Here is a 24655-nt window from a genome sequence, read left to right as displayed (position 1 = left end):
TGTCGCCTTACAGCGGAATGCCTGTCGCTCTTCTTCAGGATGTTCAAGGTACAACCGCCTCCTTCGTAGAGCTTCTCCCCTCATACTGCTTGAGCGGATAATCATGGATTCCGCCCATCCGCAGCTTGTCCGTATGCAGAAGCGGGTTGCCGCAGAACTCAAGCCTCCCCTGCACCCGGCCATCCTGTTCGCCCGACTCCCGAAATTCATATAGTGGATTCAGTGTGACTTCGCCGCTGCGGATACCCGCAACCTCACTGATCTCCATCACCCGGCGTGAGCGGTCACGCAGCCGCGACAGATGCACGAATATATCGATCGCCGAGCTGATCTGTTGACGGACGACGGTTACCGGCAGATCAGCAGCGCTAAGCACCATAGTCTCCAGGCGGCTGAGCATGTCCAGCGCACTATTCGAATGTCCCGTTGACAAGCTCCCGTCATGACCGGTATTCATCGCCTGCAGCATATCCAGACATTCAGCTCCCCGCACCTCGCCGACGACAATACGGTTCGGCCGCATCCGCAGCGAGGTGCGGATCAGGTCGCGGATGGTGATCTCCCCCCGCCCCTCCGTATTGGCATTACGGGTCTCCAGAGAGACCAGATTCGGAACCGTAACGATCTGCAGCTCTGCCGAATCCTCCACTGTAATGACACGCTCCTGCGGCGGGATGTACTGCGATAGAGCGTTCAGAAAGGTTGTCTTCCCTGATCCGGTACCGCCGCTGATGAAAATATTGTATTTGGCAGCAACCAGAATCTGCAGCAATTCTGCTGCTTCTTCCGAGAGCACTTCACGCCTCACCAGCTCTGCCATCGTCATCGGTGTCTCCGGGAATTTGCGGATGGTCAGGGCCGGACCCTTCAGCGCCGCAGGCGGCAGTACGATATTGACACGCGAACCGTCCTGCAGCCGCGCATCCACTATCGGCGAGGACTCATTAACCACACGGTTGACGCCGGAGACGATAATCTGAATGATATCCTCCAGCCTGCTCCCCGATTCAAAAGCCAGCGGCAGCCTGCGGATCATGCCCGCTTCCTCAATAAAGATCTCCTCATGGCTGTTGATCATAATCTCGGTGATCGCCGGATTGTCCACCAGCGGCTGAAGAATATCCAGCCCCCGGAAGGAGTCGAACAGCTTCTTCACCAGTTCGTGCTTCTCCTGGGCAGTCAGGAGGCGTAATTGCTCCCGCTCCAGAATGATCCGTTCGATGTAAGCAGCCAGCTCATCATTCCCGATGACCGAGGTAACATCCAGCCCTGCACGGATGTCGCTCCGTAAGGCGCGGAACATCTCTTCATTCATACAGGAATCCCGGTGAACACCCCGGGCAATTCAGGCTCTACTATAGCTCTGGAAAGCTGCTGAATGCCGTCGATGAATTGGGGAGAGCTTAGGCAGAGTTCTCCGTAATGCTGTAACCCCCAGGATGGAATATACGGAAGTGCAGCATCCAGCGGGAGTGCAGCGGATAGCAGTCCTTCATTCTCCACTATGCAGCCGTTCATGACGAATCGGCTCCGGTTCAGCAGCTCCGGCTGCATGCCGGAGTGCGGACTGGCAATATAATCGAGCCAGCGTTCGGTTTTGCGGATACTGGCCTGGTCATTCTTCAGCACCCACAGCAGGACACTGCATCTGTTCAGAACAGCCTGGGCCCGCTCCTCCTCAATAGCGCCGGTATCTACAATAACCACATCATAGCTTCCGGCTCCGGCCAGCCCCTCCAAGAGATCCAGTGAATCCTGCCGCGACATCTGGAGCATCTCTTTGAAGTTCTCCACAGGCCGGAAGGCATCACACCGCAGACTGTCATGTCTGAATGCATAATCAGTCCACTTAGGCTGTCCTCTCCCTCCCTTATTCTCTGGCCCTCCGGCCTTAAGCTCATATAAAAGCCGCTCCAGACCGGGAACATGGCTGCCCGGCATCCGCAGGATGAATCCGCTGCTGTCCACACTCTCCAGATTCAGATAGAACACGGACAGGCCAACCGTTCCAAGCTGCTTTGCCATGTTCAACGCTACCGTGGTTTTGCCGCTGCCGCCGCTGGCTGAGACGACACCGAGCAGCAGCGTTGCTTCCTTAGGCAGAGCAGCTATCCGGACCCGCTTCTGATCACAGAGCTGGAGAATCGCTTCCAGCAGCGCCGGCAGTGCCTGATACTTGGCAATATGCCTTCCCCCCGCCAGATTCCGGCCATTCGCCAATTCTCCGCCTTCACTTAAGACCGCCCAGGGAACAGTACTCCTCCCTTCCACCAGCCAGGCTTCAATGAAAGACGGATCAGCGGCAACTGCATCCGGCAGCTCGTCACCTGTCATAAATTCCATAAAAGCGTCCAATTTGCTGAATGCCGTAATCCGCAGCATCTCCCCATATTCGCTATGGTGCAGGTAATGAAGCAGCGGTTCAATATACTGGCTCTCCCGGACTGCAAGCACGATTCTTGCCGTCATGAAATCCCCTCCTCTCTGGAATGCATGGGAAAAAGAACAGCAAAAAAGCACCGCCAATAACCGTGAATACGGTCATTGAACGGTGCTTCCGTTACTGTTCCTGTAATTTACTGCTATAGTAGCATATAAATAAGAGGTCGGCAATAGATTTTTCACCACTATTTGAGAGAATCCCTCAGAATCCCCCTTCCCGGCTACAGAAATCTGCGCTTCATATCCGGTGTCGGCAGCAGACACTGCTCATCCCGGCCGAACCAGCGGTAGCGGTTCCTGGCCACAATCTTGTACATCGCGTTACGCAGCGGCCCCGGAATCAGGATGAACACATAGGCGGCAGGCCACGGGAACCGGAGTCTGCGGGCAATCCGCAGCACTGCAGCCGATTTCGTATAATACTTGCCGTTCTCTATCAGCACCACAGTGTCTAATTGCTGTTCGGGCAACCCGCCTGCCTTAAGCAGTTCCCGGGCCGCTTCACTCTGCAAGGAGGCGAATTTGAAGTGCGCCTTGGGATCACGCGGAATAATGAACCGGACAATTCCCTGGCACAGATGACAGACCCCATCGATCAGCACAATAGATTTACCTTGCATTTCCTTCCGCTCCTCAGCCACATCGCCGCCTCCTTCCTCATAAGCATAGTGTAACATTCATATCTCCTTTTGAAAAAAAACAAAAAACGCGGGATAGCTCCCGCGCCTGTAACGTCCGTTCGTCTAATTATTCAGCAATTGCTTTGTTAATCCATTCGTCCCCGGTCATTTGCTCTTCGAAATCAGCAGTGAAGGATTCCATGCATTTGCAGATGAAATCTTTGCGGCATACCGGACAAGGCGTCTTGAGCAGGCGGCTGATGTTCGTCATTTTCCATTCCGGAAACCGGTTGTAGAACGCGCGGCACTCCGTTCCGTCAGCAAGCTTGATAATGAACTCGTACAATCCTTCCTTATCATTGCTGCTGGCTTTGGTCACATTCGTAATACTCGGTTTGTAGGACATCTTCATCACCCATTATTTAAATTTTTGGTAGTTAATAGCACGCGCGACATTAACAGATACTTAGACATATTAAAGAATTTCCGGGGTGATGTCAACCAAAGTACAGGCTCCTGCACGCTATTTACCACACTTCCGGCCTTCTCAGACTCTATTTAGCCATTATTCCCAGCTTTGTCCATTCCTACCCGTATCTCTGCGCTCAACATAACGTAAGACCAGACATTCAATGTCTGGTCTTACAGATAACCATGCTATTCAATTTTACATTGCTATCTATTACAGAACGTTCAGCTCAACCTCAATATTTCCGCGGGTCGCCTTGGAGTACGGGCAGAAATCATGGGCTTTCTTAGCCAGATCCTCTGCCACAGAGCGCTCTATGCCCGGCAGCTTCACATCCAGCTTCACGGCCAGCTTGAAGCCCCCGTCGCTCTCGTCCTTGCCGATCAGCACATTCGAGGTAATCTCGACATCCTGCAGCTTTACGCCTTCTTTACGGGCAATATTAGCAAGGGCACTCTCATAACATGCACCATAGCCCGCCGCGAACAGCTGCTCCGGATTTGTGCCTGCCCCGCCAGGACCGCCAAGCTCCTTAGGGATTTTCAGATCATGCTTGAGCGCTCCATCGGACGATTCTACCGAACCTTCACGGCCTCCGCGAACCTTGGCTGAAGCTGTATATAGGGGTTTAAGTTTCAATGTACTCATCTTTAACTCTCTCCTTTTTAACACAAATTTTGTAAGAACACTTATCCTTAACTTAAACAACCTCACATTTTTGAAACGACCCGGCAGATTGTTACCTTTTAAAACTTGCTTCCGGCGGTAAATGGTGTACAATTAAATTGTGATAAATCAATGTTCGGGAGGAATCATTCATGAATGTCCATGATTTTGAAGCCAACACCCTGCGGGGCCAGGAAGAATCACTCTCCAAGTACAAAGGCAAGGTTCTGCTCGTCGTGAATACAGCCAGCAAATGCGGACTTACCCCGCAATATAAGGGTCTCCAGAAAGTGTACGATAAATTCAAAGACCGCGGTTTTGAGGTTCTGGGCTTCCCCAGCAACCAGTTTGCCGGGCAGGAGCCGGGTAAGAGCGAGGATATTGCCGAGTTCTGCGAGATCAATTACGGTGTATCCTTCCCCATGTACGAGAAAATCAATGTCAAAGGCGCCGACGCCCATCCCCTGTTCAAGTATCTGTCCAAAGAGGCACCTGGAGTACTCGGCTCGAAGAGCATCAAATGGAACTTCACTAAGTTCCTGGTGGACCAGGAAGGCCGTGTGCTGAAGCGGTTCGCCCCGCAGACCACACCGGACCAGATCGAAGAGGATATCGAGAAGCTGCTGCGCTAGAGCGGGTTCAACAAAAACACCCTTCATACCCGGATAGCTCCGTGTGAAGGGTGTTTTTGGGTTCAAAAAAAGCCGAAATCCTTGAATCATCAAGGAACTCGGCTTTTTTGAAAAAGTATGCGGTAGAGAGGACTCGAACCTCCACGGGTATACACCCACTACCCCCTCAAGATAGCGTGTCTGCCATTCCACCACTACCGCGCGGTGTGTCTAAACGTTGATGTATTGTTTGAGGCCAACATTCAATATTATAAATCGGTTGCGCTCAAAAGTAAAGGTGCCGGCTTAAGATTTTTCGCCGCTTGCATCCTGATCCTTACGGTACTTCGTGAAGGCCAGATATTCCTTAATAAAGTTCTTTTCCTCCGGCAGCAGTTCCTCAGTTTGGCAATTCAATTGCCGCATTTGGCCAAAAAAATAATCCTCGCCGCTTTCCTGAATCGTTTGGGGCTGCTTACCCAAGATCAGCCAATCCAAGCTCACATGAAAAAATGCAGCAATCTCAATCAGCTTATGTGTACCGGGCGTAGATTTGCCGCGCTTCCAGTCTCCCATATTGCCGGTGCTGATCCCGAGCTGTGCACAGAAGGATTTCTTTGTAATTCCTTGCCGTTTAATCAATAATTCAATACGTTCATAGATGGATTGCATCAGCCAACTGCCTCCTCCAAAAATATAATACGTAAAAACGTTATTTTTTATTGAAAAATGACGTAAAAAAGTATATAATTAACTATTATTATATCTTTACCTATTTTATATCATAGCGGCTGGATAGTCGATACGAGGTGAGCAATCTGAACAGCAAACGCCCTATTACTGCCTACGGCTGGGCCATCAAGCAACGTCTGGCAGAACTGCACTTGGATCAGAAGAAATTCTGTGAATTACATGACATCCCACCCTATCGGCTGTCCAACCTGATTCACGGCACACGCAAGGCAGACAGATACCGCCGTCAAGTCGCGGAGTTGTTGAACCTGCCGCCATCTTAATTCCAGCTCGGGCAGCAGCTCTCCATAAGTGAGAATTCTTAGGATTATTCTTCTTGTAGCTACTCTTATTCCATCTAGTCCTGGCAAAATCCTTCTTTTCCCGCCCACAACACTCCATCTACAAAAAAACTCACCGGCTGGCATTATCCAAGAATGCCGTCCGGTGAGTCATTCACATCGTATTTTTTATGAAAATAGGCTTCTGAACACCACCGGATCAGGTCATCCCGCTCTTTCTCATGAATCTTGACCAATTGATTGAGCACGAAGATTCTCTGCACCTTATCCTCCGCAAAACGCAGCTGATTCGTGTAGTAATCGAGTTCCCTCTGATAGGCCGAGTATTCTCCGTTGTTATGGGCAGAGTAAGCTTTTAACAATTGAAGGTGAAGATCATAGATCTCAGAGTAATTCATTACCGTAGACTACCTCCCAGGTAAGGCTTTTACTAGTATTGTCTCCAAGATTGATAGGATTATACGATAGAATTCCACTCTTCATTTAGAATCGCATATTGATACGCATCATGCCATACAGGTTGCCCGTCATCTGTTCTTCTGAAAAAGGCCTCCTATCATCCATGTTTCAAATTCAGCAGGCCCTTGTCGCCCAAAATAAGCATGACCGATCATTTAATCGGTCTCCTTCAGCTAACTGCCCAGAAACAATCTCCTTCCGCACGTTCCTTAGCTATATTCTTGCATCCCTCTTCACTGATTACACCGCCTGGCTCGTATTTCAGAGCCTGCTCCAATGACAAATACTCGTGTAAGTCGCTCCGGTCATTTTCTGAAAATTTACGGACAATTAGCCTTTCCGTTTCCAGTAACATAGGATTTCCCTTCTTCCATCTTCGACTCTTCCATTCTGCTACTTATTAATTCTTATGAATAAGTCTGAAAACATAAATGGCCATCCTTATATACTTTTACTTATTATAAATTTGAGTGCAATTGCTCACCTTTACTCGTATTACTTCGTTGATTTGATGGACTATGGAACTTACATTCTCGTAAATGAAAAAATGTCCACCTTCAAAGTCGGTGATGTTAAATTCTCCAGTTGTTAGTTGCTTCCAAGCTGTTAACTCTTCTATTGCAATATTATCCTCGGTTCCATTCAGCACAGAGACTCCGCAACTAAGTATAAAATCCCGGACTGGAGGCTCATATTCTTCTATCATCTTGTAATCAGCCCTTAGAATGGGTTTGAAAAAGTCGAACAATTCTTTATTTTGAAATATTTCTTCTGGAGTACCACGTAACTTTTTAATTTCTCTTGTAAATTCATCGTCAGGAAGCAGATTGATAAGTCTCTTACTGGAGGGGCATTGAGGAGCTTTTCTACCAGAAACAAAAAGATGAACTGGCTCTAATCCATCCTGTTGCTTAATTTTACAGCTCAGTTCATACGCCAATAAACTCCCCATACTATGACCGAAAAGGGCAAAAGGGGATTTCAGCAAAGGCTTGATCTGAATATAAATATCATCAATTGCTTCTTCTAATGAATTATATTGGTTTTCATTGAGTCGTTTACCTCGCCCAGCCAATTCTACAGGATAAAGTACAATCGAGGCATTCAGAAAAGGTCGCCATTTAGCATATATCGACGCTGAAGCTCCAGCATGTGGAAGGCAAAATAAGGTTATCTGGCTCATGAAATTCTCCCTTTCTTTAAACCATTGCATATATTCAACAAGATCTCCAAGCTACGTCCAACACCTATTGAACAGTTATCGATCATTCTCACAAATACGCTTTGTTAAGCCCCCTAAAAAGAAATTTATCCTTCAAAGGAGGCTATTATTATTCGCACTATCGAAGTATTGTGTTACGATATACTCCTTTTGAAGATTATGCTCATAGTTTGAAAACATTGTCTTCAAGTTTAAAAATCTTGGTGGTCCTCAATATTGTCAACTATAACGATTATCCCCAAGCTATGCCTGCATCGAGTCAGTACTAGTTGACTCTAATTGTAACACCTCCTCATCTTCACCTTGAATAACAAACTCACGTACCGTCTTGATCATTAGTAATAAAATTCCACTAAGCAGTATCAAAACTGCACTAACGAATAACACAATTTCAATTGGAAAACGTAAAGCGAGAATTCCGCCTATCAGAGCGCCTAAAGGTAATGAAGCGTTAGACAGTGATGTAAGAAACGACATAACGCGCCCGAGGAGCTCATTGGGTGTAATAATTTGTATCAAGGAGGTCTGAAGCACATTAATAAGTCCTGTACTTATCCCAATCAAAAGTACAGCAGCCATTTTCAACCAAATTCCTTGAACGGAGGCAAACACTCCAAGAGAAACACCCATGAATATCCAAGCAAATGCAATAACGATGCCACTCTTGGGTAATTTATTTGTCAAAACTGATCCAATCAATACACCAATGAAAAATGCAATGTAGATCAGGCTATAATAAATCGGCGAGCCAGCATCTACTGCTAAGGAAGGAATAGTAATGATTAATATCGCCATTAAAAAGTTAATAAGCCCATAAAATGGTAACATAATTTTCAAGAACGTACTTCGATTGACGAAACCAAATCCTTCCTTCAAATCATGTAAATAAGATTTTGGCTCTATAGTTGAAACCTTTTTGGAAGTATCCGATATTGTAAGCTTTCTGTTCATTTGTAAATAGATAATTCCTGATACTAATAGTAATCCGCTTGCTAAAAAGAATGTGTTCTTCATCCCCATTCCAATTATTATCGAAGCCCCTACCAAATATCCAAGGATATTTATCATTTGATCGGTAGAACTAATGAGGGCATTTGCCTTGACAATACCTTCATTGCTCGGTAATAACATGGGAATGATTTTACTATTTGCAGGATAAAACAGTAACGAAAAACATGATGCCAAAAACACAAGTGCCAGAATTAAAAATAAATTCGACTGATTCTCACCAATTAAAAACGGTACTGAAAAGATAATCCCTGCCTGTACAAGTAATGACAAACTTACAAGCTTACTTGGAGAATACCGATCTACCACTGGACCCACAAGGAAACTGAAAATTGCAGTTGACGTAGTGGCCGAATACATAAAACTAGTGTAAGCTACAGATTCTGTCATGCTCTGAACAAAATAAAGCAATACAATAGAATAAATACTATCGGCTATATTGGCAGAGCTGCGTGACAAGTAAAAAGAGAGAAAGCGATAATTACTAAATAATTTAGTTTTCATTAGTTTATTTCCTCAAATCCTATGGATTGACTTGCAAGTTGTATATTCAGTCCCATGATACTTGCTATCTTATCGTATTGTTCTTCATAAGGAAGAACTAACGATAAGTGCACTTGCTTAGCCAAAGATCGGGCAGTGAATACAATGGCGTGATCTTCAATTTTTGTCTCGCCGCTTTCTATAGGTCGCATCATATTCCCCTCATTTACAACAGAACCTTCTCCAACATAATTGAAAACAATCGGCATACCTTCAAGGCTTGATTTGAGTAGCCGGCTTGACTCAGGATATTCGGCAGCCAGCTTCTCGTCGTATATCAATGACATAAAATTAATGTTATCCCGTACAGCCTGATCGATCCGCATTTTTGTCTCTGCTGCTAAATAAATAGGAGTGCTTGTTCCATCTGCTAGAAGTGGAATCTGATCGATAAACTCGCCGATAATATCGTAAAAAGTTGACTGCTCGTACTGTCTTCCGAAATGTGTGATCCAAATTGGCACTCTTTCAACATCAAAATATTTACAACAAAATGCAATTACCTTACTGAAAGCAAGCTCCCACATATCCTCAGGTGTTGCTTGCCCCTCAGATGGTTTCGCATCTATTACCCACATAAATTTCGTGTATTTACCTTCCCTTCTCCTCACCAGCGTCTCCGAAATGACAGAAGATTTATTTTCAAAAGGAGACAATGAAAATTGGTCAATAAGTTCCGCTTCGTTGATCTCTTGGGGACCACGTCTCAATTGTGCTATGTACTCGCTGTAACTTCGAACGTTCGTAGCAGGCATCTCTGTTCCTGTTTCAAGTAGCTCATATATTTGAATCAATTCCTTGCTTAACCACTCACTACTCATATAGTCAAAGATAATATGAGCAAAAGGTAAGAGTAAAAGGTGTTCACGAAGATTACGCCGAACTAAAAGCACCCTATAAAGTGGATGGCCCGCTTGCATATCATACGGCTTATAGAAGAATCTCGACATCAGACTGAGCATGACATCTTCCATCATCACTGACGGATACAATGAACAATCAAGTACGGGCAATTTAAATGTGCTAGGTGCCTGCCTAATCTCCCAGGTAGGAGCCATATCAGAACCAGTAATCGTGCAACGAAGCAATTCGTGTCTGTGAATTAAAATCCGAACCGCTTCTGCCATCAGATCGAATTGAACATACCTATCCAACTCAATAAACGTTCCTGAAATATCCGGATGCTTTAAATGATAATATTGGGTGCCCGATAACGGCATCTCACCGATAACAGGCTCAGAGAGAATTGAATCATACATATAGTTAAGTTGGGCCATTGCAGCATCCTCCAAAATCTCTGCAATTATATAAGATTTTTCATTGCTTGGCGCTTTAGCATCTATTTCCCCTAGTTCCAGAGTACTGGCTACCTCTGCTGCTTCATTTAATGTCCGAATATAATGCGGATGCAGTGACGGGTCTAGATGCAATTTAAGAAATTGTACTAACTGAGCCTGCTCCTCATCCGACAGATATAAGTCTGATATGTTCAGTACTATGTGATTTCTCAAAATCGCTTGAGTAACTGCTTGCTCTTCCACCACCAAATGACAAGGGACTCCTAAATAATCGGACAATAGTGTCTCAGCCTCGTCAAAGTTAAAGAGCATATTATTTTTTGATAGTAAAGCTGACTTTAACTCCATAACCGGCCCAAGAGAACGAGCTAATCCGCTTATCGTCTGTTCAAGGAAAATCTGATTTAAGTTAAACAATATCCCATTTTCACGGGCTTCAGATACGATTTGAACTGCTTTTAAAGAGTGTCCGCCCAGTTCAAAGAAATTGTCACTGATTCCAACCCGCTCAACGTCTAGAACCCTTTGCCATATCTCCACTAATTTCCTTTCCGCTTCGTTACGAGGCGCTTCATACTCTTGTTGCACATATGATACTAGTTGTGGCTGCGGCAATGCTTGGCGATCAATTTTACCGCTTTGCGTTAAAGGCATTCTATCAAGCATAATATAACGGGATGGAATCATATATTCTGGTAATACAGACGCCAGATAGTTCTTTAGATTCAGAGGCTTCAAATCATAATTTGAAACAACATAAGCACATAAATATTTCTGCTGCTCTTCATTATCAACGGCAATAACAATGGCACCATTAATGGCTTCATGTTCAAGTAATCGCTTTTCGATTTCTCCAATTTCGATCCGGAAGCCCCGGATTTTCACTTGGTTGTCCATTCGTCCCAAATACTCAACTGTACCATCTGGTAACCATCGCCCCATATCTCCGGTAAGGTACAACTTCTCCCCTAACTCAAAAGGATTAGACACAAATTTCTCACCTGTTAGCTTTTCATTATTCAGATATCCAGCTGCTACCCCATCACCACCGACAACAATCTCTCCTGGTACCCCAACTGGCTGTAAATTAAGCTGTTTGTCAACAATATATAATGTTGAATTCGCAATTGGTCTACCGATCGGAATATTTGCATAGTCACCCTCTATCAGAAAGTAAGCAGAAAAGGCCGTGTTCTCAGTAGGTCCGTAAGCATTAATGATTTTCAAGCCAGGACAGTGCTGTTGTACATTTCTAACATGACTCGGATTAAGCACGTCTCCTCCAACCAGCAACTGCTTCAGAGACTCAAACATATTAGGCTTATACTGCGCATGTTGATGAAAGAGCGGTGTAGTTAACCACATCGTTGTAATCTTCTTCCTGCGGATCGCTTCATCCAGCAGGCAGGAATCTAATATTGTTTTTTCTGAAATAATATGAAGTTGTAACCCGTTTAAGAGAGCACCCCAAATTTCAAAAGTACAAGCATCAAAAACAATATTGCCCGTTAATAACATGCGGTCTTCTTTTCCAAAAAAAACATAATTCACATTTTGAACCAGTCTATTGACGTTCTTGTGAAGAACCATTACCCCTTTGGGTCTACCTGTCGAGCCTGAGGTGTACATGATGTAAGATAAATCCTTAGCAGATACCGGTGGTAATGAAATCATCCCGGTGACTGGAGGAATATCATTATGGCAGAGAATGATACCACTATAGTCAAGACTCACCATTCGCTCCATACTCTCAGTCATTAGGATGTTAATGCCCGCATCTTTCATCATAAAATTTACGCGTTCATCAGGGTATGAAGGATCTATGGGCAGGTAAGCACCGCCTGCCTTCAGGATACCAAGCATAGCAATTATCGTATCGGCAGATCTTCCAGCCATTAAACCAACTGGCTCCTGACTCTTTAGACCAATTTTAATCAGTTGCTGTGCCATGCAATTCGCTTGCTCGTTCAGTTCATGGTAAGTCCAAGTCTTCTCACCATCCACGATGGCTACTTGGTTAGGCACTCGTTCTGCCTGATTCTTAAAGCTGCCATGAATGGTATCTTCCCTTGCATAATCAGCTCTAGTCTGGTTAAACTCTTTCACAATCTGTTCGTTTTCTTTATCAGAAAGCATATCAATGCGCTCGATAGGATCAAGAGTGTTTGCAATCACTGCTTTAAGTATAGTGATATAATGTTGGAGCATATGCTCCACAGTTTGTTTGCGAAATAGCGTTGTCGCATATTCTATATCAAGCTGTAGGGATTGACCATCTACTTGTCCGAAAAAAGAAAGATCAAATTTAGAAGTTCTAGATTCATATTCATATACTGTAAATGGATTCTCTTCTGGCTCCGAATTTCTATTTACAGAATTTCGTAGTGTAAATAACGTATCGAATAAAGGGTGTCGGCTTATATCACGCTCTAATCGCAATTTGTCCACCAATTCCTCAAAAGGATAAATTTGGTGTTCAAAGGCCTTCAGCATGTACTCCTTCAATTCCAACAAAACTTGCATGAAGTTTTTGCTTCCATTTGGCTTGGATCGAACTGCAAGCGTATTTACGAACATTCCGACGGTCCGTTGAATATCCACATGGGAACGCCCAGCAACAGGTGTTCCTACGATAAGGTCTTCTTGACCGGTATAACGGTGCATTAATATCTCGTAACAAGCAAGTAGCACCATAAACATAGTAGTTCCTGTTTCGGTGGCTATTTGATTGATATTCTCCAACAATCCTTCCTCAGTGACCGTCAACGATACAATTGATCCTTCATGGTTCTGAATTAGGGGACGAGGAAAATCGGTCGACAACGAAAGCACGGGTAATTCACCATCAAAAGTCTGAAGCCAAAAACGTTCGTGCCGCTCCATAGCGCCATTTACTTTTAAGCGATCCAACCATACTGCATAATCCTTGTAGGAATTCTTAGGTTCGGATAATGGGCCTCCTTTACATATCGCATAGAACTCCTCCGTTATGATTTCCATAGACAATCCATCTGCTATTACGTGATGTAAATCAATCATCAGATAATTGCTATTCTGATTAATTGATACAAGTTCAGCCCGTATCAATGGCGCTTGATTCAGATCAAAGGGTTGGACAAATTGCTTGATGTGATTCTCCAGGATTGTGATATCTCCATTAGATCCAGAACCCGCTACAACCTGCGTCTTAACAAAATTGAACGGTACCTGATCATGAATCCTTTGTACATAATGTCCGTTACGAAGCTCGAACGAAGTTCTAAAAGCCTCATGCCTTTCAATTAGCTGTACAAATGAATTCTCAAGAAGCTCCATGTTAATAGAATCATTAATCTCCAGTACAAGGGGTACATTATAAGTTGTTTTTTCAATATCAAGATTCTGGGCAACTAAAATTCGGTTCTGTGCAGAGGTTACTGGATAATACTGACGTTTTTCAACCGGTTCCAGCGCCTCAAACTTGAAACTCTCCGCGTTCTTGATTATTTCGGCCTGCAATCTTAACACCGGCGCTTCAAACAGAGTTCGAAGTGGTAAAGCTACTTGAAAAAACTTATTTATTCGCGACAATAGCAATGATGCATTAAGTGAATGACCACCAATTTCGAAGAAATTATCATTAACTCCTATATTACTTAGACCAAGAACCGCTTCCCACAATTGCACCAAATGTAATTCCAGCGTACTTTGAGGTGCCAAATATTCAGATCCTATTTGAATTCTTTCCTCAGGTTTGGGTAACGCTCGACGATCAATTTTTCCGTTCGTTGTCAAAGGCATTTGTTCAAGTTGAATAAAAAGTGATGGAATCATATACTCAGGCAATGTTTGAGCTAGGGAAACTTTTAGTTGAGTGATTGTTAGCGGTTTATCTGTAACAAAATAGGTGCATAGATATTTGTGTCCCCCCTCGTCTTCTCGTGCAACAACTACTGCCTCTTGAACAGAATCAACTTTCAAAAGTTGAGTTTCCACTTCTCCAAGCTCAATTCGGTAACCTCGAATTTTAACCTGGTCATCAATACGCCCTACATATTCAATTTTCCCATCCCCCAACCATTTCGCTAAATCGCCTGTTCTATACATCCGTTCCCCTTCAATAAAAGGATTGCTTACGAACTTCTCTGCGGTCAGTTCTGGACGGTTGAGATACCCTCGTGCTAACCCTACTCCAGAAATACATAGTTCACCTGTAATACCTGTAGGCAGTAAGTGACCCTGTCGGTCCAAAATGAACATTTGGTGATTAGGGATAGGGTGGCCAATGGGTATTAAACCATCTTCTGTAAAGTCAGTTGAAGCAGGCCAAACCGATGAACAGATTGAATCTTCTGTAGGACCATAAGCATTCAGATATGTCACTTCGTCCTTCCATTTACGAACTAGTTCGATAGAGGAAGCCGAGCCAGCAACAACCATTTTTTCCAAAGAAAGCAGACGTTTCGGATTTAAATTATTTGCATACGTAGGAGGTAAAGTGACAACTGTGATCTCATTTCCACTGATAAATCCCTCAAACAATTCATAATTTAATAACACTGAAGTAGAAGGTATAAATAATTCGGCCCCACAAAATAAAGACATAAATATTTCCCATGACGCTGCATCAAATGATAAACTAGCGAACTGAGCTATTTTGTCATTTCCACTTATTTTTAATGTTCCCTCAAAATAAGGCTTTAAATTGCACAGACCACGGTGCTCTACCATAACGCCTTTTGGCTTGCCTGTTGTCCCGGAGGTATAAATCACATACGCTAAATGATGGGCTCCAACTATCGAAATCAAGTTTGAAACATCCTTATGGTAAATCTGCACATCATCCAGATCTATAATAGTGCCAGAAAAGGATACTCGCTCAAGCAAATGATGCTGCAGTATCATTACCTTAACACCCGAGTCCTCAAGAATGTAGCCGATACGTTCCTGTGGATATTCCGGATCAATAGGAACGTACGCACCACCAGATTTTAAAATCCCTAGTATTCCAACAATCATTTCAATGGAACGATTAGCCATAATACCTACCAACTGATCCGCCTTTACCCCTTCTGATTGCAGAGTACGTGCTAATTGGTTGGCTCGCATATTCAACTCTCGATAAGTTAATCTCTTATCTTCAAATACAACAGCTACCTGATCCGGTGTTCGTTCCACCTGAGCTTCGAACAACTGATGGATCGTATTATTCCATTCAAGCTCTGTTGTTGGGGAGTTGAATTGTTCCAAAATCCGTGTTTTCTCTTCGGGTGTTATAAGTTCCAGATCATTAACACTCATCTTCGGGTTATCCACAATTTGTTCCAATAAATGAACCAAATGATTTTGAACTTGTTCCATGCCATCCTTATCATATACGCATGCGTTGTATACCAATTGAATTACTAGTTCCTTATCAGACCCAATAATCAAGTTAAAATCATAGTTTGTCTGTTCGACAATTTCCACATCTGTAATCTGAAAGCCTGTCTGGCCGTCATTCCCCATTTCCTCTACCTGCTTGTCAACCGGGTAATTTTCAAATACCATAATATGATTTAGCAAGTTCTGTTTCAGATCACTTAACGCCTGAATTTCGTATAATGGATAGGTATCGTATGGCTGTGCCTCTAGCACTTGCTCTTGGGTCTTTCGCATTACCTCCGCTACCGTTGGATTATCAGTTTGGCAACGAATACGTACCGGAACTGTATTAATAAAGAGGCCAATTGCTGTTTCGATCCCAGAAATATCAGTGGGTCTGCCTGAGACAACATTACCGAAGACTACATCTGCAGTCCCATTATACCTCTGAAGTAAGATTCCCCAAGCTGTCTGAATCAAAGTATTCATCGTTACTTGTTGTCTCTTAGCCGTCTTCTTAAGAAGGCCAGTAAATTCCTGACTTAATGTGTAAACCAATTTCCCTACAACGTACTCCTTAGTTTTTCCACGAGTCTTGGCTTGCGGCAACAAAGTCTGCTGTTCATAATTAGAGAGGTAATTTCTCCAATAGTCAGCTGCTGCCTTAACGTCCTGCCGTTTCAACCATTCGAAAAATTGACGATACGACCATTCTTTAGTGAGATCCAGCTTCAATTTATTCGAAATTGCATAGTACGTAGAGAATACTTCTTTAGCAATAACAAATAAACACCATCCGTCCATCAGAATATGGTGAAAACTCCATAAAAAACGGTACGTACTTTCGCTGGTTCGTAAAACTGTCATCCGCATCAGTGCATCCTTGCTCAAATCAAATCCCCGGACCTTATCTTCTTGTTGCATCTTCTTGACACAATCTTCACGTTGATTCTCTGGAATGTCACGAAGGTCCAGATAAGTGAAGATTGGACTTCTATCCTTGAACACTACTTGAATTGCTTCTTCTCTCCATCCAACATAAAAATTGGTTCGAAGTGCATCATGTCGTTGTGTTAAAATCTCTAAGCTTTCTTTAAATGATTCTGGATCAAAAACACCTTTTACCTTATAAGTCATTTGTTCAAAGTATGCCGAAGAATCAGGGTCTATCTGGCTGTGGAATAACATTCCTTTCTGCATTGGTGTGAGCGGATATATATCTTCAATTCTTCCAATAGGATCCATCTTCTTCGTTAATTGCTCTAGTTCATCTAACGTCATTCCTTTGATCATGAAATCGCTAGGCGTTGGCTCTGTTAACTGCTTTGCTGTACAATGCGAGATTATATCTTGAAGACTCTTATGAAAGAGGTTAGCTAGCCCTTCTATGGTTTCCTTACGGTACTGCTTACCACTATAGCTAATTGAAAACTCCAAGAATCCGCCTATAACTCTACCATTAATTTCAAGAACGTAAGAACTTTCCATATTTTCACTCAACGATACACCGCTTGAATATGGAGATAATTGCAGATCATTTTTGTCCAAATCCTGGTCAAATTGCCCGAGATAATTAAAACTGACTTCCGGATTGATTGCCAAACCGGTATCATCCAGTTCTCTTGAGAGATACTTTAAGATCCCGTACCCAATTCCTTTGTTAGGAATTTGGCGCAATTTCTCTTTTACATTCTTAATTCGGAAAGGTAATTCTGTCCCTGACTCTATCCCCAGCACGACCGGATGCATGCTGGTAAACCATCCAACTGTACGTGTAATATTAATATCAGAAATAATGGCCTCTCTACCGTGTCCTTCCAGATTAAGTAATACTTGATCAACACTTCCCCAATCAGAAATGGCAGATACTAGTGCACATAATAAAAGATCATTCATATCTGTGTTGTATGCAAAGTGTACCTGTTTCAGAAGTTGATCTGTCTCTTCCCGCGTCCATTGGACAGTAATCATTTCCATATCTCGAAGTAAAGAATGGTTGTATTCCATATCTTTTGGGAGTGGTTGCACATCAACGCTACAAATTGAACGCCAAAATTCTGATTCTTCTTTAAAGCCGGAATTTTGGGCGAAAGCTGATATTTGTTCTGTCCAAAGCTGGAAGGAATCTGTCTTCTCCGGAAGTTTAATTTTCTCTCCTAGCTGAGCCTGCTCATATCCTGATGCCAAATCCTCTAACAATATACGCCATGATATTCCGTCAACTACCAGATGATGAATCACTAAGAGTAAGTGGTCCCCATCCTCACAGTGGAATAAACCAGCTTTAATCAATGGTCCGTCCTCTAATGAGATACTACTTTGAATATCATTTGATTTGAGCTCAACGGCATTGGCTATGAAGTCAGGTGATCCAATAAAATTCACAACTTCAAGGCTAAATATCTCTCCTTCATTAATTCCTCTGTTCCACGCTTCATCTCCGTTCTCGTTATGGCGAATTAGCACACGCAGTGCATCATGATGCTCGACTAGCTTATATAAAGCTTTACGAATTGCCGATTCCTCAAAACCTTGTTCCCTAAATAACATAATTGACTGATTAAAATGATGTTGATTATCGAACTCCTGTTCAAAGAACCAGTGCTGTATTGGCGAAAAGCCAATTTCCCCCTTCACCTCACCCTGATCGGCAATGCGAACAATCGGTTTTACATGAGGACTTAGCTCTGAAATTGTAGAATATTTGAACATGTGTTTAATTTCAAGCTTATAGCCTGCTTGATACATTCTTGAAGATACCCCGATTGATTTGATAGAGTCTCCGCCAAGCTCAAAAAAATCATCCATAATACCTACAGATGTGACACCAAGTACATCTTGCCATGCCGAAACCAGTAATTTTTCTACTAAAGATTGTGGTGGGACGTATTCCATGCCAGTAGAAAAATTCCCTTCCAGAGCCGATAATGCTTTACGATCCACTTTACCATTTGATGTAAGCGGAATTCGTTCAACCTGTACAAAATACGCAGGAATCATATAACTAGGCAATAACTTCGCAAGCGCGTTATTAAGCTCTGCCACTTTTACATTCTTATCAGCAACGAAATAAGCCCATAGAAGCTTTTGTCCCGATTCATCTTCCCTTGGGATAACGACAACCTCTTTCACAAACTCCATATTCAAAAGTTGTACTTCAATCTCCCCAAGTTCTATACGAAATCCACGAACTTTAACCTGATTATCGGTTCTTCCTAAATAAGAAATAGATCCGTTTGGAAGCCATTTAGCCAGGTCTCCTGTTCGATACATTCGCTCACCCGGAACAAAAGGATCTTGAAGAAATCTTTCACTCGTTAATTCTGGTTGGTTTAAATAGCCTCTAGCCAGACCGGCACCAGAAATATAAATTTCTCCTGCCACACCCACAGGCTGCAGCTGACGATGAGAATTCAAGATATATACACGGCAATTATCTATAGGCATTCCAATGGGAATGTTATCCATAGAACGATCCACTCTTACATAAGTCGTTACAACTGTATTTTCAGTAGGACCGTAATTATTGTAGAGCTGATAATTGTTCCGGTTGTAACGTTGAAGCTTGTCACCTCCCGTTAATATAATTCTCAGATATTCATTTTCAAATTCCATGAAAAGCTCGCAAATCTGTGATGGAAGAAAACATATATTGATTTGATTCGTATTCATAAACTCATTCAATTTTCTAGGGTCTAAGCGACTCTCCTGATCCACAACATAAATAGTCGCACCAACAAGCAGGTAAGGGAATATTTCCCAGGCACTCGCGTCAAATCCAACCCCGGCAAACAGAGTACTATGATCATTACAATTAATTTCAAACACTCTTTGGTGCCAGCAGCACAAATTCACTAAGGAGCGATGTTCAACCATAACTCCTTTAGGCTTTCCTGTAGTTCCTGATGTATAGATTACATATACAAGGTCATCCGCATTACTATTAAGGTCCAGGTTAGTACTGTCTTCACTGTAAATAGCTGTATCTTCAAATTCTAACACTTTGCCATCATATTCAAGATTCCCTCGCAATCGTCTCTGAAGCAGTAACACATTCGCTCCAGAATCCAGTAACATATAGCGTATGCGCTCCTGCGGATAATCCGGATCAACCGGAACATATGCTCCTCCTGCTTTTAGTACTGCCAGAATACCTACCAGCATTTCAGGAGAACGTTCAACCATAATTGCTACCCGTTTACCCGCTCTAATACCTTCTGCTTTTAAAGTTCGGGCTAATCGATTGGCCTGTTCATTCAATTCCCGATACGTCAGATGCCTATTTTCATGCACAATCGCGATCTGTTCCGGTGTGCAATCTGCCTGGGTTTCAAATAGTTTGTGTACAGTCATCTCATTTGGATATTTCTTTGAAGTGTTGTTGAACACATCCAAAATTTGTTTTTTCTCCTCGATTGTAATCAGTTCTACAGAAGAAAGTTTTGTCTGCGGATCTACTACCATAACATCAATGAGGTGCAAAAGATGTTCTGCCATGCGTTCAATTGTTTCCCGCTTGTACAAGGAAGTTGCAAAATTAAAACTGCAAATTAACTCAGCCCCTTGTTCCACTGCCTGGAAGATGATGTCGTATTTCGATACTGAAAAATCTAGCGGATATGGCTTTAGGTTAATTCCTTCCATATGTAGCTCTCTATCTTCCTTATTCTCAAGGACAAACATTGTATCAAATAGCGGGTGTCTTCCCAGCTCCCTACGAACATTTAATTTCTCTACCAATTCCTCAAACGGATAATTTTGATTTTCTTGCGCCTTCAATACATGATCTTTTAGTTCCATGACATAATTACGAACACTTTTATCCCCTGTTGGATAAACTCTAAGAGCTAGTGTGTTCACAAACATGCCTATTAAGTTCTCCAGTTCTGAATGTTGTCTTCCAGCAACCGGTGTTCCAATAATTAAATCCTCTTGTTCGGTGTATTTATGGAGCAACATAGTGTACGCCGCTAGCAATACCATATACATTGTTGATTCAGTCTCCGCAGCAAATTGCCTTAATCCATTGCTTCTCTGAATGTTGATAATAAATTCAAGACTGTCGCCCTCGAATCGATGGTCTGCAGCTCTTGGGAAATCGGTAGGCATTTCAAGTCTTGGAAGTTCTCCGCGGAATGTATCCAACCAATAATTTTCTTGCTCTACCTTCTGCCCGCTTTGCATATTTTCTTGCTGCCAAACCGTATAATCTTTGAACTGAATCTGCAATGGGGACAGATTTTCCGCTCCGTACAACAATACTAATTCTTGAACTAAAATATCTATTGAAGCTCCATCAGAGATGATATGGTGCATATCAAACAGTAAAATATGGCGGTCATGTTCCACAACAATCAATACTGCACGTAATAGTGGCGGTTTCTGCAGGTCGAACACACGAACAAAATGACGTACAGTTTCTTCGACCTTCCCTTGTGAAGTAACTATATCCATTTGAAATTCCACACTTAAATGCACACGCTGCATCAATTTTCCGTCAACCATTTCAAATCCGGTACGCAGAATTTCATGCCGTGCAATCAATTGGCGAAATGCCTTCTCTAAGCGTCCTGAATCAAGCGAACCTTCAAGCATCATCGCTCCAGGCATATTGTAGGTCAGCTCTCCACCCTCAATCTGATTCAAAGCAAACAGACGTTTTTGGGATGAAGACACTGGATAATGTTCCCTTTCCTCCGTCCTCGGGATCGACGTGAATTCTTTCCTTTCCATTGCGGAAATCAAATCTGCCAATTGTTCAACTGTTGGGAACTGAAATACTTCCCGCAGTGACAAGCTGAAATTCATCTCCTTATGTATTTTAGCAACCAGGATAGTGGCGCGTAACGAATGCCCTCCCATTTCAAAAAAGTTATCTTTAATTCCTATTTTCGCTCGCCCAAGGACTTCCTTCCATATTCTCACTAGTTGGACCTCTATTACATTACGAGGAGCCACATACTCCTTCTCATTAAACATAGCCTCTAGTGGTAACGGAAGAAATTCCCTACTTATTTTACCATTTTGGGAAAGTGGCATATGCTTCAACGTGACATACTGCATTGGAATCATATACTGTGGAAGTTCCCGGCCTAACCACTCACGAAACTCGTTTGATTGAACCTCAGCAATCCCTTTGGTAACTACATACGCACATAGATAGCTTTCTAGATGTGAATCTTCATGTTTAACAACGATTGCTTCTTTTACCGCAGGATGTTTTTGTAACACTCTTTCTATTTCCCCGAGTTCAATTCGATAACCCCTTATTTTCACCTGATGATCAATACGACCTAAATATTCAATGTTGCCATCAGGTAACCAGCGCGCCAAATCTCCTGTGCGGTACATTCTTTCTTCAGTGCGGAATGGAATTGGAACAAATTTCTCCGCTGTAAGTTCTGAAAGGTTCAGGTAGCCGCGGGCAAGTTGCGTTCCGGCAATACATAATTCACCAGGTACTCCGATTGGCTGCAATTTCTCTCCTTCACTTATAATATATAATTCAGTGTTATCAATAGGCTTCCCAATAGGTATTCGCTCAAATGGCTGCTCTGAGAAACAATCGAAATATGAAACATCTATTGTTGCTTCAGTCGGGCCATATAAATTAATTAGCTTAGTTATTCCTCCACAAAACAGAAGAGCATTGAATCGGTTCACCTGATCCGGAGTTAATGCCTCACCGCTAGCAAATACATACCGCAAGCTTGAGAGTTCGTTTAAAACCACATTTCCTCCTGACTCAACATAATCTAGAAATGCCGATAGCATAGAAGGAACAAAATGGATTATAGTTACTTTATTGCGGGCAATAGCTTTTACAATTTGGTGCGGGTCCTTCTCATCGCCTGGTTCAAGAAATACAACCTTGCTCCCTTGTATCGCCCACCAGAATTGCTCCCAGACCGATACGTCAAAAGTATAAGGCGTTTTCTGCAAAATAACGTCCGAATCATTAATTGGATACTGCTTTTGCATCCAATGAAGTCGGTTCACAAGCGAACGATGCTCAATCATGACCCCTTTAGGGTTTCCTGTTGTTCCTGAAGTATAAATTATGTAAGCCAAATTTTCAGGCATTGCAGCGAGAGAAGAATTGCTGGTATCACCTTGATATAAATCTTCCTCGTCAACAATAATAGTTATTATATCTTTTAATCCACCATTAGCAGCATCACATTCGTCGGTTTTTAGAATATGGCGGTGCATCTCCTCAAACCTGCGCTGTGTCAAAATTACATTCACATTACTGTCTTTCAACATATAGCGGATGCGTTCTTCCGGTAACAAAGGATCTATTGGAACGTATGCTCCTCCAGCCTTCAACACTGCCAATAAGGCAATAGCCATCTCACATGATCGCTCAACCATAATACCAACTATCTGATCCGGAATTATTCCATGATTCTGCAGTTTGCGTGCTACCTGATTGACACGTCCATTTAACTCAATATACGTGAGCTGTTTATCTCCAAAGGTTACAGCTGTCTTCTCTGGTGAATTAGTAACCATTGATTCAAACTGCTCTACAATTGTAGTCTGCATTGGATACACTGCAGAAGTATTATTAAATAGTTGGATAATCTGTCTGCGTTCTTCGTCTGTTACAATATCATATTGCTCAATTGCTATCTCTGGATCTGTAACAATTTCCTGGGTTAGTTTCATCAGGTGAGCACTCAAACGGCGGATCATATCTGATTCAAAACGGGCCGTGTTATACCTGAAACTAACTTCAAGTTTATCTCCCGGAGCAACTAAAACATCAAAATCAAAATTTGTTTGCTCAAACCCTTCAAACCCGGTTATGTTAACCAGTTTTGAATTTCCTTCATTATCATTGCCCATTATTTCTTCTGAGATCGGATAATTTTCAAATACAACAATATGTTGAACCAACTGTTGCTTGAGCTGAGATATTGCTTGAATTTCAGCAAGTGACAAGTATGCATAACCATTCGAGTCTATGAACTCAGACTGCATACGTTTTAAAATCACACCAAATGTATCCCCTGCTTCTAAAGATACCTTTACGGGTATGGTGTTAATAAATAATCCAACCATTTCCTCAATACCGGCTACTTCATTTGGTCGTCCTGATACTACTGATCCAAAAACAACCACTTTCGACTGATTATATACCTGTAATAGCAATCCCCAAATGGCCTGAAACACTGTACTCAAAGTCACTTGATATGTCTGAGATAACCGAATCATATCCTGGGTTAGAGATTCGTCAAAATGAAGTGTTTCCTGCATAAACTTGGAATTTCCTTTATTAAACTCACCAAGTTTGCGGCCTGGAAGTGTTGTCTCTAATTCAACATTGCCAATATACCGTTGCCAGTAATCCAACGCTTCCTCTTTACTTTGTTCACCCAGCCATTGGATATAACTGCTATAAGGAAATACGGGTTCAAGATACACTGGACGGGATTCCTTAAGTCCGTTGTAAATATTGAAAAAGTCCTTCGCGATAATGCCTAAGCACCAGCCGTCCATAATAATGTGAGGAAAGCTCCAGACTAGTTTGAACTCCTCTTTCTCCATCTCAAATACTGACAATCGGATTAACCCGTCAGCTTCCAGGTCAAAATGCTGTTTCCGATCATTCAGCATAAATGATCGGAAACGCTCCTCTTTCTCACCATTAGTCAGATTACTTAAATCCTCATAGTAAAATTGAGCTTCTTGTTCAGAAAGAACGACCTGTAAAGGCCGTTCTTCATTTTTGTATACAAACACAGTACGAAAAATATCAAAGCGTTCGACTAATAACTGCAAACTGCGATAAAGTAAATCGTGATCAAGCTTTTCACTAATATTCACAATATTTTGCTGAAAATAAGCATCAGACTCTGGATCGAGCATATTGTGAAACAGCATTCCTTCTTGCATAGGCGACAGAGGGTATATATTAAGAATCTGCACTTGGCT

General features: G+C 42.7%; 12 protein-coding genes and 1 tRNA gene. 2 read left to right on the top strand and 11 right to left on the bottom strand.

The window, feature by feature from the left end; all coding sequences use genetic code 11:
• Positions 1–43: 43 nt before the first annotated feature.
• From MKX63_RS18840 to MKX63_RS18820, 5 genes are all read right to left on the bottom strand, one after another.
• Positions 44–1315, bottom strand: a complete 1272-nt coding sequence (locus MKX63_RS18840) for a CpaF family protein (RefSeq protein WP_341019219.1) — start codon at positions 1313–1315, stop codon at positions 44–46.
• A complete protein-coding gene (locus MKX63_RS18835) occupies positions 1312–2469 on the bottom strand; it encodes a hypothetical protein (RefSeq protein WP_341019218.1) in 1158 nt (385 codons plus the stop codon). The genes MKX63_RS18840 and MKX63_RS18835 overlap by 4 nt, the downstream gene beginning before the upstream one ends.
• A gap of 194 nt (positions 2470–2663) precedes the next feature.
• Complete coding sequence (locus tag MKX63_RS18830; protein WP_341023109.1) at positions 2664–3062, bottom strand: thiol-disulfide oxidoreductase DCC family protein; 399 nt, start codon at positions 3060–3062, stop codon at positions 2664–2666.
• 127 nt (positions 3063–3189) lie between these two features.
• A complete protein-coding gene (locus tag MKX63_RS18825; protein ID WP_036727511.1) occupies positions 3190–3468 on the bottom strand; it encodes a hypothetical protein in 279 nt (92 codons plus the stop codon).
• Positions 3469–3744: 276 nt separating this feature from the next.
• Positions 3745–4179 carry an organic hydroperoxide resistance protein gene (locus MKX63_RS18820; RefSeq protein WP_036697152.1) on the bottom strand — a complete coding sequence of 145 codons (435 nt, stop codon included), beginning with the start codon at positions 4177–4179 and terminating at the stop codon, positions 3745–3747.
• 170 nt (positions 4180–4349) lie between these two features.
• Between MKX63_RS18820 and MKX63_RS18815 the strand changes: the two genes are divergently transcribed.
• The gene (locus MKX63_RS18815) at positions 4350–4829 is read left to right on the top strand and encodes a glutathione peroxidase (RefSeq protein WP_341019216.1); all 480 of its coding nucleotides are present in this window, start codon (positions 4350–4352) and stop codon (positions 4827–4829) included.
• A gap of 118 nt (positions 4830–4947) precedes the next feature.
• On the opposite strand, the gene MKX63_RS18810 is transcribed toward MKX63_RS18815, so the two are convergent.
• Positions 4948–5030, bottom strand: a tRNA-Leu gene (locus tag MKX63_RS18810).
• 84 nt (positions 5031–5114) lie between these two features.
• Positions 5115–5480: a helix-turn-helix domain-containing protein gene (locus MKX63_RS18805; protein ID WP_341019215.1), complete on the bottom strand. Its 366-nt coding sequence runs from the start codon at positions 5478–5480 to the stop codon at positions 5115–5117.
• A 146-nt stretch (positions 5481–5626) separates the two neighbouring features.
• On the opposite strand from MKX63_RS18805, the gene MKX63_RS18800 reads away from it, so the two are divergent.
• Positions 5627–5824: a hypothetical protein gene (locus MKX63_RS18800; protein ID WP_036697411.1), complete on the top strand. Its 198-nt coding sequence runs from the start codon at positions 5627–5629 to the stop codon at positions 5822–5824.
• A gap of 143 nt (positions 5825–5967) precedes the next feature.
• Here MKX63_RS18800 and MKX63_RS18795 read toward each other — a convergent pair whose 3' ends face one another.
• The 4 genes from MKX63_RS18795 to MKX63_RS18780 form a co-directional block, all read right to left on the bottom strand.
• Entirely contained in the window at positions 5968–6240 is a 273-nt protein-coding gene (locus MKX63_RS18795; RefSeq protein WP_341019213.1) for a hypothetical protein, read from the bottom strand.
• A gap of 512 nt (positions 6241–6752) precedes the next feature.
• Positions 6753–7484 (bottom strand): thioesterase II family protein, encoded by a 732-nt coding sequence (locus tag MKX63_RS18790; RefSeq protein WP_341019212.1) that lies wholly within the window; start codon positions 7482–7484, stop codon positions 6753–6755.
• A 282-nt stretch (positions 7485–7766) separates the two neighbouring features.
• Entirely contained in the window at positions 7767–9035 is a 1269-nt protein-coding gene (locus MKX63_RS18785) for an MFS transporter (RefSeq protein WP_341019211.1), read from the bottom strand.
• The gene (locus MKX63_RS18780) at positions 9035–24649 is read right to left on the bottom strand and encodes an amino acid adenylation domain-containing protein (protein WP_341023107.1); all 15615 of its coding nucleotides are present in this window, start codon (positions 24647–24649) and stop codon (positions 9035–9037) included. The genes MKX63_RS18785 and MKX63_RS18780 overlap by 1 nt, the downstream gene beginning before the upstream one ends.
• Between the last annotated feature and the right edge of the window lie 6 nt (positions 24650–24655).

The sequence above is a fragment of the Paenibacillus sp. FSL R7-0179 genome, assembly GCF_038002265.1.
In the GTDB taxonomy this organism is placed as follows: Bacteria; Bacillota; Bacilli; order Paenibacillales; family Paenibacillaceae; genus Paenibacillus_AQ.
This window is presented reverse-complemented; position numbering and strand designations above follow the sequence as displayed.